Source organism: Paenibacillus pedocola, assembly GCF_031599675.1.
GTDB classification, from domain to species: Bacteria; Bacillota; Bacilli; order Paenibacillales; family Paenibacillaceae; genus Paenibacillus_AQ; species Paenibacillus_AQ pedocola.
Genome location: NZ_CP134223.1, coordinates 1647283 through 1661416, shown reverse-complemented (window position 1 = coordinate 1661416; position 14134 = coordinate 1647283). Strand labels below are relative to the sequence as shown.

At 47.6% G+C, this 14134-nt stretch carries 10 protein-coding genes; 1 reads left to right on the top strand and 9 read right to left on the bottom strand.

The genetic code is table 11. The annotated features are described in order from the left end of the window. The first annotated feature begins 146 nt into the window (after positions 1–146). Positions 147–938 (top strand): helix-turn-helix transcriptional regulator, encoded by a 792-nt coding sequence (locus tag QU597_RS07260; protein WP_310832016.1) that lies wholly within the window; start codon positions 147–149, stop codon positions 936–938. 92 nt (positions 939–1030) lie between these two features. On the opposite strand, the gene QU597_RS07255 is transcribed toward QU597_RS07260, so the two are convergent. From QU597_RS07255 to QU597_RS07215, 9 genes are all read right to left on the bottom strand, one after another. Then, complete coding sequence (locus QU597_RS07255; protein ID WP_310832015.1) at positions 1031–2545, bottom strand: glycoside hydrolase family 43 protein; 1515 nt, start codon at positions 2543–2545, stop codon at positions 1031–1033. Positions 2546–2573: 28 nt separating this feature from the next. Then, positions 2574–4001, bottom strand: coding sequence for a glycoside hydrolase family 43 protein (locus QU597_RS07250; RefSeq protein ID WP_310832014.1), 1428 nt, complete (start codon positions 3999–4001; stop codon positions 2574–2576). Between the two features lie 46 nt (positions 4002–4047). Continuing rightward, positions 4048–5064: an endo-1,4-beta-xylanase gene (locus tag QU597_RS07245; protein ID WP_310832013.1), complete on the bottom strand. Its 1017-nt coding sequence runs from the start codon at positions 5062–5064 to the stop codon at positions 4048–4050. A gap of 96 nt (positions 5065–5160) precedes the next feature. Further along, positions 5161–6681, bottom strand: a complete 1521-nt coding sequence (locus QU597_RS07240) for a response regulator (RefSeq protein ID WP_310832012.1) — start codon at positions 6679–6681, stop codon at positions 5161–5163. Continuing rightward, the gene (locus tag QU597_RS07235) at positions 6674–8482 is read right to left on the bottom strand and encodes a sensor histidine kinase (RefSeq protein ID WP_310832011.1); all 1809 of its coding nucleotides are present in this window, start codon (positions 8480–8482) and stop codon (positions 6674–6676) included. Before QU597_RS07235 ends, QU597_RS07240 begins: the two co-directional genes overlap by 8 nt. 21 nt (positions 8483–8503) lie before the next feature. Further along, positions 8504–10027, bottom strand: coding sequence for a response regulator transcription factor (locus QU597_RS07230; protein ID WP_310832010.1), 1524 nt, complete (start codon positions 10025–10027; stop codon positions 8504–8506). Positions 10028–10159: 132 nt separating this feature from the next. Continuing rightward, the gene (locus QU597_RS07225; RefSeq protein ID WP_310832009.1) at positions 10160–11071 is read right to left on the bottom strand and encodes a carbohydrate ABC transporter permease; all 912 of its coding nucleotides are present in this window, start codon (positions 11069–11071) and stop codon (positions 10160–10162) included. Between the two features lie 14 nt (positions 11072–11085). Next, positions 11086–12072 carry an ABC transporter permease gene (locus tag QU597_RS07220; protein WP_310832008.1) on the bottom strand — a complete coding sequence of 329 codons (987 nt, stop codon included), beginning with the start codon at positions 12070–12072 and terminating at the stop codon, positions 11086–11088. A 97-nt stretch (positions 12073–12169) separates the two neighbouring features. Further along, positions 12170–13873 (bottom strand): type 2 periplasmic-binding domain-containing protein, encoded by a 1704-nt coding sequence (locus tag QU597_RS07215; protein WP_310832007.1) that lies wholly within the window; start codon positions 13871–13873, stop codon positions 12170–12172. Between the last annotated feature and the right edge of the window lie 261 nt (positions 13874–14134).

Sequence of the window (14134 nt, the reverse complement as noted above, 5' to 3'; positions counted from 1 at the left end):
ATGAACGGATACTCGCATATCATAAAAAAAATTCATAAGTATTTCCAAAAACCCTTAATTTACAATATAATTATAGAAAAATGATGAATCCCAAACAATGATATATCCAGTCCATTAATTGATGTATCCAAAGAAAGGAGAAGCTGATGCCCAAGATTCACTATGTCGAATTTGACGCTACTCATCCTGACGATTTTGTGTTCAGTATACCCGAGGGCCATGATGCCTGGCTTCTGGTGCTCACACAAACTGCGGCGTTGTTTGAAGTGAACGGAGAATTAAAAGAATTTCCGGCCCACTCCGTTGTTCTCTATCCTCCTAAGCACACTATCTATTACCGTGCTTGTTCCAATAAATACGTTAACGACTGGGTCCGTTTCGATGCGGACGAATCCTATATTACAGAAACCACTTTGCCTGTTGGTGTTCCCTTCTCGCTTCCAGACCCCGGCTATTGCCATCAGCTGTTTCAGCTGCTGACCTATGAGCATACTTTTCAGAATGACTACCGGGAGCTTTCCATTGACTACCTGTTTAGAATTATCTTCAATAAGCTGTGCGAAGCGTCCCAAGACAAGCTGAGCCCGCAATATTATAATCTTCTGAACTTGCGTAAGACTCTTTACAATAACCCCGGCCATCCTTGGACCGTTTCATTAATGGCTGAGCATCTGCATATCAGCGCAGGCTATCTGCAAACGATATACAAATCTACCTTCGGTATCTCCTGTATGGAGGATGTGATTCATTGCCGGATTCGGCTGGCCAAGGAAAAGCTTGGCTTTGGTCCGCATAAAATTGCCGAGGTCGCAACGCTTTGCGGTTATGCAAATGTAGAGCATTTCTGCAGACAGTTTCGGCAGCTTACGGGTTACTCCCCCAAGGCTTACCGGGAAACACTCGCCGCCAAAGAACCGAAGATTCAGGCAGAACCTTAGTTTTTTTCTAATGCAAAGGGCGGTCCATACGCGGCCGCCCTTTGTGATGTAATTTGTGGCATGGTTAGCTCTGTATATTTTCAGACCTTATTCTAATTCCGTCTATGATAATGAAAATAATCGAAATCTGCATAACCGCCGGACTGATTAGTCGCATAATTGAACAGTCCAATTCTATAACCCATAAAATGATCCAGCGTATATTTCATATGCAGCGTCCGGCCGATTGGCTTCCACGCAGACCCGTCTTCCGAATAGAAGAAATGTGCCTGGTCAAGGCTATCCTCAAAATTGAAGTCAACTTTGAGATAAACCCGTTCACCGGTAAACACGATACTCTCCACCGTCTCCTCGCAGCCTTCGCCGCCGTTAACACACATATCAATGCTGAACTGTCCCGGCTTCCCGGCTGCAATCCTTATCGTGCCAAACCCATTCTGCAGGGCAACCAATCCTGCCCGGTCACCGAGCTTCATTCCCGAAATTTCTACCACTGTCTCCGCACTGCAGGCCGGACCTTCCGTACGCTGCGTCAGCGTATTGCGTGCAAATAGAATGCTGTCTGTTATTTGACCCGTGCGGAGGCGCAGATGGCCGGGCCGCTCAGTTACAGACCACAGCCCATTGTCAGGATTATGGTTCCACTGCCAGTTCAGGGCCAGGCGGTTGGACGCATAGTCGAACTCATCGCTGATTACCAGAGGCTTCGGTTCCGCAACAGGAAGCTTTGTCTCAACCACTCGGGGAACTGAGCTATTCATCCCGATAACCGGCCAATCGTTCTCCCAGCTCACAGGAAGCACGCAGGGAACCCGCCCCACAGCATCATGATCCTGGAACAGCACAGCATACCAATCATGATCCGGGGTATCGACAATGCCTCCTTGCGCCACACCATTATTATGGAAGCCCAGATCATCATCCAGAATAATTTCCCGTTCATAGGGACCCAGAATCTCTCGCGAGCGGTAGCAGATTTGACGTCTGCGCATATTTCCGGTTCGCGGCCATTCAATAAAGAACAGATAGTAATAACCGTTCAGCTTATACGCATGACAGCCCTCGATCCGCAGACCGATGTCTCTCCGGTCGCCTTCGAGCAGCAGCTGATCGGTTCCACCCGGCTTCACAGCTGTAAGATCTTCCGTCAGCTCCTTAATACGGATATCCCCATTACCGTAGATCACATAATTACGGCCGTTGTCATCCAGCAGTAAGCCTGGGTCATGGTGAAGTCCCGGTATCACCGAGCGCTCCCATATTCCATGTTCGATATCCTCCGTGCGGTAGATATAGAACCGGTCCATGTCATTGGATGAAAAACAAACGTAGAATACCCCGTCCTTGTAACGGAGAGATGCCGCCCAAGAACCCTTTCCATAAATACCTATTCCGTCCAGCAGCTGGTGGGCATCATTATCCTCAAAGGTATCAAATACATAATTTACAATTTCCCAATCTTTCAAGTTAACCGATTTCATAATTGGACAGCCCGGCATGGAATGCATACTTGTGCTGACCATATAGAATGCAGGGCCAACCCGGATTACGTCAACATCCGGAACATCTGCCCACATAATTGGATTGGTTAGGGTAGCGGTATTCACTGTATTGTCCCTCCCTGGATGAATTCTTCTACTGCATGAACTGCCATGAAACAAGCTTGAATAATGGAGTCCCTGTATTACCTGTAAACACCAGGTACAGGTCGCGGGTCCCACGGGCTCCGGCAACCTCCGTCTTTAACTCCATTGGATTCACCGGAACGTTAGCGGCAGGAACAGGCAGTTTGCCAATCAACAGACCTGCAGGATCATCCAGATGCAGTTCAATCGTACCGCCGCCCTCAAGGCTAATAATAGAGGCACTGAATGCTACGGCACCATTACTTCCGAAATCGACCCCGGATATCCCGATCCAGTCACCATTGTCAATATCCGTCACAAGCCGTTCTCCTGCGTCTGCCTCGAATTCTGTCATTATGCCTGCACTCCACCCTATCGTCACCGCCGGTACACGTTGATAAGGGTTTAAAGGTTGGATTTGCTGCACACCTTTATAATCTGCTTCAACATCCTGAATAGAACCGTCCTCGTTATGAAAAAGGCGGCCCAGATGCGTCGAACGGTAGCCATTCGCAATTCCCTGTGCTTTGGACAAGGTTTGTGCGTGATAGGCGATATACCATTCATCATGAAATTGGAAAATGGCATGATGGTTATTGCCTGACACTCCGAAAAAATGTCCCGGATTCTTCAATATCGTCTCATGATATGTCCAGGGTCCCATCGGTTTGTCGCTCGTCATATAGGCAATCTCTCCCGCAGGAGGACTGCCCTCCGGCCGTTCCCCATCATAGAAATTTGAACAATAGGTATAGTAGTAGACGCCTTCCCGTTTATGTATCCCGGCATCCTCGAACATGAACGGGGCGGGAACAACCTCCGCGGTTCCCACTACGCTGGTCATGTCATCTCCCAGCATCATTACCCGTGCTGTACCGGGCTCCGCGTATTCTCCTTCCGGTACCCCGCCTCCGAAATAGATGTAACCCTTGCCGTCATCATCCACCAGAACCGCCGGGTCGAAAAGCCAGGTTACATCCTCCACTCCCGGAGTGGAACGTAAAATAAGTGCCTCACCAATAGGGTCAACCCATGGTCCCACCGGACTGTCACTCGTCAGAACGCCGATACCGCTGGCATTATTGGCGAAATACAGGAAGAATTTATCCTTGCCTTCCATCACCTTGTGGACTGCTGCAGGCGCCCAAGACTGGGTAGCCCACTTAGCCGCCCCATCCGGCCCGGCTACCGCAATTTCACCATGATCGGTCCAGTTGACTAAATCACTGGAGGAGATTACCGCAATTTTATTGATACTGCTATATGTGTTTTCTTTTACTGCACCGCTCCCGTCATACTCCAGCGCGTCATGAGTCATGTACAAATAGACCCGGTCTCCAAATACCAGGGCATACGGATCGGCCCCATATCGATTGGCAACCAACGGATTACCGTTAGGCGGAACCTTCCCTATAGCCTGATTCAGTTGAAATGTCATTATCTGTCCTCCAATTTTGAATTTTCCCGAACTTCATCAAGTGTTATCATTTCGAAGCAGCCAGATCGGCAAGCCGTCCGAACGAAGCTTTGGGCTGCTGGTGTACGTCAAATAGAAACGGCCAGTTTTTACGCCCGCGGACCGGGAAACCGTCCAGCCAGGTATAGTCATCAGCTACACCCCAGAAAGTAACAGAATCAATGACCTGTCTGTATTCCAGCAGTACAGCAAATATTTCCGCATACCGTTCTTCCTGAAGCTTCAGCATCTCAACTGTTGGCGCTTTCAAATCGGTCCGTTTGTCTTCAAACCGGAACATGGAGAGATCGAGCTCGGTAATGTGGATTCTAAGTCCAAGTGAAGCATATAGCTCAAGCGCACTGCGGATTTCGGCAATTGTCGGGCCGTAGATGTTCCAGTGTGCCTGCATGCCTATCCCGTGAATAGGTGTATTTTGGTCGAGCAGATTTCGGACCAGCTTATAAATTTTATCGCGTTTGACAGGATCGGTCTCATTATAGTCATTGTAGAACAGCAGGGCGTCCGGGTCGGCCTGATGGGCCATTTCAAAAGCCTCACGGAGATAGTCCTCTCCGAGGATCTCCAGCCATTTCGTATGCCTCAAGTATTGGTCAGATTTATCCTCAATGGCTTCATTCACCACATCCCAGGCATAAGCCTTCCCGCGGTACCGGCCCACAACAGCGTTGATATGGGTTTGCAGACGGCCGAGCAGCTGTTCTCTGGTGCATGGCTCACCCTCTGAATTACGGAACATCCACTCTCCTGTCTGATTATGCCAAAGAAGCGTATGGCCACGGACTGCAATTTTATTGGCTTCTGCGAACTCAAAAATACGGTCGGCTGCATCAAATGTATAGATTCCTTCTTGCGGCTGGACTTCCTCCGGCTTCATCACATTCTCGGCTGTAATGCTGTTGAAATGCTTAGCAATGAAAGAAGCTTGAGCAGATAAAACGTCCATGCTGACCGCAGCGCCAATTTTGAAGGCGTCCCGAAACACTTCATGCAATGCGGGGAACCCGCTACTTGCCTGTGCCATCGTCGATAACCTCCTAATTTGAATGTAGTTGACAGTTAAGTCTATGATATCGCTTTTGTATGCGTTTACCATTACTATACTAAAGAAGGATACCCATCATTTTTCAGCTCCGGCCTGGTTGCGGTAAGCGACCGGTTTCAGCGCGGTCCGCTTTTCAAACTCTCTTAAAAAATGATGGTAATGAACATAACCCACATTCTCTGCAATCTTCCTGACGGTCTCACCCGTTTCAATCAGCCGCTTCTTAGCTTGTTCAATACGCAAATTATGAATATATTCAAGTATGCTGATACTGTTCTTTTTAATAAATGCCTGGCCCAGGTAGACCGGATTAATATAGAAATGCTCCGCAATTTCTTTTACGGTCAAAGGTCTGGAATAATTGTCCTTCAAGAAATATTCCACCTGTACAAGCGGATGATCGGATCCGCGTTCCTTATGCCGCCTGATATATTCCATACATGAGTTCAATAAATCCCTAAGCATGTCTTCCAGTACTGTAAGCGATTTGGGCTCGGTTTTTAAAAACTCAAAAGAATCACTCCACTGCTCAGCCTTCCCTCCGAACTCCTTCACTAGCTCCATACTTTTCAGCATGATATCGAGGCTGGTCATCTGTACAACCTCAGGCGCGGTTCTGTTCACTTCAAACATTCTGAACATTTCCTTCAATTGGTCCAAGGCTTTCTGCTCCTGCAATCGTTCCACTGCGCCCAGTAGTTCCTCTGTCAGATCTGTGGAAGGAAGATTATAGCTAAGCTGGTTACATGTATCCATGGCAGTATCGATAGGTCCGCTTGCTTCCGAATAAAAAAGATGGCGGGCGGCAGCCCCTGCAGCCATCATATAGGATACGGTCAGCTCACGCAGAGACTGCACACTCGGCCCGATGCTCACGGACCCTTTCACGCTACTGTTCCGTGACAACTCGGTATATACCCGCCGTGCCAGCTCCGCTGTACTTGCTGAGCTCTCCACGACAAGCCCCGCCTGATCATATGGAAAATCAATAAACAAGGCGCCGACCGCCCCGGCCATCTTCCGGCAGATTTCCGTGATATGACTTTTTGGACCCTCCACATGGATATAAGTCCACCCTGAAACGGTCTCATCCAGACGATCCATTTGCTCGGCAATCTGCTCTTCCGGCTCCACCCACTGCCCTTCAAGCATACGGGCGATCGCAACGGGAAGAAGCCGATTCGCAAGCATGTCCTGCTGATTCTTGTGCTTGACACGCTTTTCGAGCTCGTCCGTTATGTCAGCAAGCGCCTTCTCCCATTCCGCTTCAATGACAGGCTTCAGCAAGTAGTGTCTCACCCCATAACGGATTGCTGTCCGTGCGTATTCAAACTCGCCGTAACCGCTGAGAACGATGAATAGAGGCTGCTCCATATCCAGCTGGCGTACCTGCTTGATTAGCTCCAATCCATCAATGCCGGGCATGCGGATATCTGTAATTACAAGATCTGGTGAGCATTCAACAACGGTGGTCAATGCTTCTTCCCCATTCTCGCACACTCCGCAGATTTCAAAGCCCAGTTCCTCCCAATCGGTTAATGTTCTTAATCCCTCTAATGCAATTGTTTCATCGTCAGCTAAAACCACTTTAAACATGGGAATCCTCCACTTTTGGGACTAATGCCAGGTCTATTGGAATTTGAATGGTGATCGCCGTCTGTTCATACTCAGTGCTCTTAATGGTGAACCTGGCTCTGCTGTCATAATACATCATCAGGCGTTTATAGACATTTCGGAGCCCGATATTTTGTCCGGTGTCTTGTTCTGATTGCAGGTGGGACTCGATCCATTTCAGCTTTTCCCTCTCAATTCCCTTACCGTTGTCCGTCACAGTAATAATAAGGCCTTCGTCATTTCTGGAAGCAGACACGTGAATCTTCCTTGCACCTTTGACCGACTGCAGACCATGCTTGCAGGAATTCTCCACCAGCGCCTGAACACTCATTTTGGGAATCCGCCAATTCAGCACGGCAGGGTCAACATCAATGTCGTACGTGAACCGGCTCTGAAAGCGGAACTTTTCAATCTGCAAATACATTTCAATGAAGGATATTTCTTCCTCGACGGTAATCAGATCGTCCTTCCAGCTTAGCAGTCTGCGCAGAATAAGGGCCAAATTCCGGATCACGTCGGTGACCTCTTCATATTTATATTTCTTGCAAATGACCAATATGGCGTTCAACGTATTAAAGAGGAAATGCGGGTCCACCTGGCTTTCCAGATAGTTCAGTTCGGCTCTTACCCGCTCCAGTTCAAGGTCCTTTTTCTGGATCTCCAGCTTATATACATCGTTGATCAAATTGCGGATTTTCTCCGTCATCAGATTAAAGCTGCGGATCAAACCACCGATCTCGTCCTTCCCCTCATACATATCAATATTCTCAAACTGTTCGTATTTGACCAGCTTCATATGTTTGTAGAGAAGCCTTACCCTCAGATTGTAGGATTGTAAAATAACAATCATTAGCAAAGTAGGGATGATTATAGTAAGCACAGCAAAAATCAAGGAAATCCGAAGCGCACGGCTCATCTCATGATTAACCACTCTGCCTTCCGGAATTCCGACCAGCCTCCAGCCATTCGTATATCCCGCACTGCTCAAATTTCGGACAATCTGCTTGGAGGGCTGGTTGTTGTCCGTGTCTACATTCAACAATACATTTTTATCCATGGAGTAGAAGGACTGATCCGATTCCAGCACGACGCGGTTCTGCTCATCCAGGAGCTTGAACTGCAAATAGTCACGTTCCTTCTGGAACAGCTCCTGCACACTGTTCAGCCGCAGATCGATTCGCAGATATTTACTATAGGGCTGGCCTGTAAAGTTATCCAATTTGCGGATAAGGCTGACAAACACCTCCTGCTGAGGCGGATTGAGCGGGTTGGTTGCCTGATAAGAGGTTAGCAGCACTTTGTCCGGGCCACCGGTTATTTTGCGGTACCATTCACTCTTCTTGTCGTTGTCCGACAAAACAAAGTAACTGCCACCGTTCTGGAAGGTGGGATTCGTAGTATACACACCCATCCAATAAATATAGGAATGAAGATTGCTATATTGCCACATCTTATCCCTCAGAACATCGCTATAGGCATCATAGTAAGCCTCGTTATCCGGATAGGCCGAATCCATTATTTCATTATACGCACGGTCTGCGGCAACCGTATTGCTTATCGCCACACATTCATTCACGATTTGCATCAGATCATAGACCACCCGATCAACAGAAATCTCAAGGTTCTCTCTTTCACGGGCATCCACATTACGGCTGATCTGAACATAAAAGAGGCCATTGATGCTGAGTATAGGGACAAGAACACACAGCAAATAGATAAACAGAAATTTGTATTTAAGCGGGATATCATTGACGATGGCTGATGGTTTCCTTTTGCCCTTCATGCTGCACTCCTCCCCCTTGAATCAGCCCTTCTTGTACACTGAAGGCGAGACGCCATTCAGCGCTTTAAACTTGGCTGCGAATAAATCGGCATCCGAATAGCCCACACGCTGAGAGATATCCGAAATGCACATATCCGTCCGGCACAGCAGTTTCTTGGCTTTTTCAATTCGGTATTCATGAAGAAATTCGTTAAAAGAGATGCCATAACGTTTCTTGATCCGTTGTCCCAGATAGGCAGAATTCACTTGTAAATGCTTGGCAATCTCCTGCAGCTTCAGCTTCTCCTGATAGTGCGTCCGGACGTAATCAATCGCTGCTGTAACGAGCGTATCCTCCTGGTTGTTGTCCGCTGAGGCGAACCATTCGGCAGCTTCATGCAGATCCTCCTTCGTCTGCCGCTCAAGCAGCGGCAGGCAGCAAGCGGTTGCCCGGGGTGGAAACCATTTATCCGCCCAAAATCCCGAGTCTCCTCCTCTTATATCGATTTCCCTGAGCAGCTCAGCTTTGATGTTGCTCAGGAAAGCATCGATCCAGGCACTTGAAGTACTATCCGCTGAGAAAATTTTAAATAAATCGCTCAGCTGGAGGTTTAATGGATCAAGCTGCCCTTCGGTAACCGACTGGAGCAGCGATTTCTTCATTCCTGCCGGAAGCAGCGCCATTTGATCCTTGTCCTGCTTCTGGAAGAAACCCATTTCGGAGGTATTCCCATCCGGCCGGCATATTGCCGTTAGGGCTTCTTGATACGCAGCCTTTAGAAATGCGGTACCTTGGTGCTCAAGACTTGCCGAGAAAAGAACCTGGCTGCTAAACTGAGTTCGCATTTCATTGATCCAGCTTGCCAGCATCATCGGGTCAAGCTCCGGGCCTTCCGGCGGGGAAACCAGCAAATAGCCAAACTTATGGCTCCCGGCCATGAAAGGATACACAGTTATATTGTGGAACATTTCCTTAACACTCCTGGAATAGGCTTGTCCTCGCAAATGTGAGTTGTCGAGCGAATCACCCTGGGCCAATACACAGCATATCCGGGAGCCGGGATGTATTTCCAGCGTTTTGAGTGCCTCTTCCACTTCTTCTGCGGTATTCTCCCGCATGAGAAGACGGGATACATTTTCAGCCTGGATGAAGGCTGAAATCAATTCCTGCCGTGAAGCAAGCTTCTGCTCAGCACGTATTTGTTCAGCTACAGTCTGCAATGCCTCTGTCAATTCTCTTTCATCCAAGGGTTTAGTCAAATAATTGGACACCCCGTATCTAAGGGCTTCTTTCGCATACTCAAAGTCAGCATAACCGCTAAAAATGATGAACTTCGGCTGAAAATCACTTTTCGCAAATGTCTTAATGAGTTCAAGGCCATCGATCACAGGCATACGTACATCAGTGATGACTAAATCAGGCCTTGTTCTATGAATAAGCTGCAGCGCATCTTCGCCATCCAGGGCCTCGCCGCACACTTCAAAGTCCAGTTCCTCCCAGTCCACCAGGAACCGGAGCCCTTCAAGCATCAGCGGCTCATCGTCGGCAAACAGTACCTTAAGCATTGGCATCACCCTCTTTATGTCTAAATTTTTTGATTACAGAAAGCTATACCTTGTGGAACGGGAGAAACCGCTTCGGTCACTGCCGAAACGGTTTTCATTAACATACAATCCAATTATATATTATATATTCAGTTATTCTTTAACACTTCCTAAATTTAATCCTACCACGAAGTACTTCTGCAAAAAAGGATATACGAACAAAATCGGAACCGCGGTAACAATTGTGATGGCTGCACGGATAGAAGCTGGTGTCACCAGGGCCTGCGCCTGATTGTGCTGATTGCCCGCCAGCGCAGAAGGATCGTTGTTCGTACTCATGGTGGAACCAAGCAGCTTCATCATTTCATATTGCAGTGTGCTCAGCTTGATATCTGATGATGCGTATAGGAACGTGTCAAACCAGGAGTTCCATGCGCCTACGGCGATGAATAAAGCTACGGTTGCCAGCACGGGAGTACACAGCGGGAAGATGATTTTCCAGAAGATTCTGAAGTCTCCCGCCCCGTCGATTTTCGCCGACTCTGTGAGGCTGCCTGGAAGGGACCGGATATACGTCCGGAGAATAATCAGGTTGAACGCGCTTACCAAGCTTGGAAGGATATAGACCATAAAGCTATGAAGCAGGCCTAACTCTTTAATAAGGAAGTAATTCGGAATCAGTCCGGCATTGAAATACATGGTCAGGATGAACAGCATACTTATTTTTTTACGGAAAATGTATTGCTGCTGCGCCAGTGTATACGCCAGCATCGTAGTCAGAAAAACGCCGAATACCGTCGAGAGCACCGTACGGGACACAGAGATAAAAGCGGCATGGTAAATCGTCCCTGTAATAAAGACGGCTCTGTAGTTCTCCATGGTCCAGGCACGGGGCCAGAAATATATTCCACCGGCAAGAGTGTCACTGCCGTCATTGAAAGAAACAGCCAGCGTGTGGAGGAATGGATAGAGCGTGATGGCAACCACAAAGAGCATAAATATGGTGTTGATCGTATGAAATACAATCGGCTCAATGCGGCCTGAACTTTTCGTCACAGCTTTCATATGGGCTTCCTCCTCTATACTAATCGCTCTTCGCCGAGGCGTTTTGCGATATAATTTGCGATGAATACGAGAATGACACTGACGATGGTTTTGAAGATCCCTGCCGCCGTAGCCAGAGAATAATTCCCCATAGCGATACCATACTTCACTACAAAGATATCAATGGTTTGCGACCAGTCCACAGTAAGACCGTTACCAAGCAAATATTGGAGTTCAAAGCCGGCATCCAGAATATGTCCGATGTTCATAATCAGCAAAATAACGAATGTGGCTTTAATCCCCGGAAGAGTGACATAGCGCATCTTCTGAAAACGCTTAGCGCCGTCCATGGACGCTGCCTCATACAGAGAAGGATCGATCGAGGTAATGGCTGCCAGATAAATGATGGTGCCCCAGCCCACCTCTTTCCACACGTTCGAAGCCCCGATAATGCCCCAGAAATATTTTCCTTCACTGAGCCACATAATCGGTTCTTTAATTAAGTGAAGCTTCATTAAGATTATATTGACAATTCCGTCATCAATCGACAGCGAAGTGGCAACGATGCCCGCTGCGATAACCCAGGACAAGAAGTGCGGCAAATACGAAATCGACTGAACGATACGCTTGAAAAACTTGGCTTTGATCTCATTTAGCAGCAAAGCCAGACCGATTGCCGTAACAGTACCAAGCACAAGGTTAATAAAGCTCATGGCGATCGTGTTGCGCAGCACCATCATAAAGGTCTCATCTGAAAATAGAAATTGGAACTGCTGCAAGCCTACCCACTCTTGCTTGCCGAAAGGGAGCGCCGGGCGGTAGTTCTGAAAGGCCATTAACCAGCCCCAAATGGGAGCATAGTTAAAGATAATTAAATAAATGGCAATCGGTACGGACATGAAAATAAGCTGCTTCTGCATTTTCAGCGTCTTCCAGCTAAGACTCACACCGATTTCCGGATCGACTCTGCGTTTTCTGGTCTTCTGAGTTTTGACCTGTTTGTCCAGTACGGCATCAGACATTAGTGTTCCCCTCCTGTAAGATCATTCTCTCCATACTATCCGGATTAATGAAGAGCGGGAAATATGATTTCCCGCTCTATTCTTTGTCTTGAATCGACTACTTCACACTCCAGTTTTCGATGCGCTGCTGGATACCTTCATTTATCCGGTCTTCATAAGCCTTGATGTCCAGCTTATGAATGCGGTCGACATAATCTTGCCAGACCCCTTCAAATTCATCGGGACTTGCCATAATGGCCTTCGGCAAATATTTGACTTGAAGGTCATTCAGCTTGGACTGCGCAAGCTTGGCTGCCGAACCGTCCTTAAGAACGATGGAGTAAGCAGGGAAGTAGATATAATTTTCTTTCGGTTCCTTGAAGAATTCGGACCATGTTTTCTTGTTATACGCTTTCAGGATTTTCTGATCATAAGGTTTCAGACTGTCGAAGAATTCCTGCGGCTGAGTTCCGGCATCAGCTGCATTCCCGTCGCTGTAGGTACCTTGAATTTTCGGCATATAACCAAACATAGTCGTGATTTTGTTAGCCAACTGCCAGCTTGTTTGATCCGCATTTGCCCGTTGTTCCGGCGTCCGGTAGAACATGCCGTCTTCCTTCACTTCATAGTCTTCGCCTTTGATTCCCCATTGGAGAGTTTTCTGCCAATCTTCTGTAATCATCTGATCCAAGAATTTGATAATCCGGACAGGGTCCTTGGCATTGATCGAAATACCTAATCCGCGGTTGGTGCCGACCGCTCCGCGGTCACGATACCATTCCTCAGCGCCCGGATAGAGCAGAGGGAAGCCGATATAGGTATTTTCAATTTTACCCTGGGAAATCAAAGAGGTTTCCCCATCCTGGAAGTTCCAGTGCTGGTCAAACATACCGATGACTTTGCCGCTTGCGATTTTAGCCAGGTACTGGTCGTAGTTTTGTACGAAAGCTTCTTTATCCATCAAACCTTGAGCGTTAATTTCATTAAGCTTCTTATAATAGGTCTTAGAAATGTCCTTATCGGCAAAAATCTGCGCTTTGTTGTTGTCTACAATAACGCCACCGTCATTCGGATGGCCCGCCAAATGCTCAGGAGCGTTCTGAAGCGGGAATACACGCCAGTCGAAGTTGAGCGATTCAAATCCGATCATATCCGGGTGCTTTGCTTTATATTTAGCGATGATATCGAAATATTCATCCAGAGTCTTAGGAGTCGGATATCCCATTTCCTCAAGCACTGCCTTTTGAAGCCAGAAGCCTGGTCCCTGGTAAGTTGGTTCGGTAATCTTTCCTTGATATACCCCATAGCTTGGCAGAACGTAGATATGTCCGTCGGTCTCATCCTTGATCTGATTCCAGACCGCGGCATAATGTTTTTTCAGGTTGGGAGCGTACTTCTCAATCAAATCTTCAAGCGGAATGTACGCCTTGGCATTGAGTAATTTGTCATCGCCCGACATAATGTCCGGGTAGTCTCCTCCGGCAATCATAACGCCCAGCTTCTGCTGCAGGTCGCCCACCAGAAGCTCCGTTTTGAAGCTGACGCCAGTTTTTTCTTTAATCAGTTTGAGAATCTTGTTGTCTTCCGTAGGCGTTTGCCCTGGACTGGCCAAAAATACCGAGAATGTTACCGGAGCATTATCGTCTCCATTTGCCGCCGGACTAGCGTTTCCTGCATTTGCCGCCGGACTAGCGTTTCCCCCATTCGCTGTGTTGCTGTTTGCGTTGTTTGTGTTGTTCGAGCTGCAGCCTGTCAGTGCCAGCGCAAGCGCGAATGTACCAGCTGCTAATGCCCGGGTGGAACGTTTTGCCGTTTTATGCATTTGTTATGCCTCCCCTTTTTGGCTAGTTGCTTTTTGTTTGCTGTCAATCACCTGGTGACAATATTAATTATACCTTTCAAGAATGCGCTTCCAATTCATAAACTATAGTTCTTCCCCCCTAAAAATACGAAAATATGAAAACGCTTGCTATTCAGATACTCCTCAGACTTGTTAAAGTACAGGGCTTAATCATAGCGGATTATAGATAAATGGTTTTCTTTAGGCAAGGCTCCTGGCGAACAGAATAGGGCTGGCGTTAAT